General features: G+C 50.0%; 1 protein-coding gene. It reads left to right on the forward strand.

All coding sequences use genetic code 11. The annotated features are described in order from the left end of the window. Positions 1-350: ABC transporter permease subunit (locus tag LI126_RS14615; protein WP_227165655.1), on the forward strand; the 350-nt coding region annotated here is incomplete at both ends.

The following is a 350-nucleotide window of genomic DNA, read 5'->3' on the forward strand; positions in this document are numbered from 1 at the left end:
TGGGATTCTTCCCATTTTATGCGCGTCAAGTGCAGGTTGCGTTAGAAAGCGTGAACTATGGTAAGATCGAGGCTGCGCAGGCGATCGGTGCTACTAATACTGATATCATCTTCGAAGTCTACTTGCGTGAAGCACGTTCTGAATTGGTGCGGGTGACTACGGTTTCACTGATCAGTCTGGTTGGTCTCACGGCCATGGCTGGTGCGGTTGGTGCCGGTGGTCTTGGTAATACGGCCATTGCCTATGGATATGATCGTTTCTGCAACGACATTACAATCGTGGCGACCTTGCTGGTATTGCTGCTGGTGATTATCATTCAACTGGTTGGTGACGTTTTGGCAAAGGCCGTT

This window comes from Mediterraneibacter sp. 210702-DFI.5.30 (assembly GCF_020560115.1).
GTDB classification, from domain to species: domain Bacteria; phylum Bacillota; class Clostridia; order Lachnospirales; family Lachnospiraceae; genus Mediterraneibacter; species Mediterraneibacter faecis.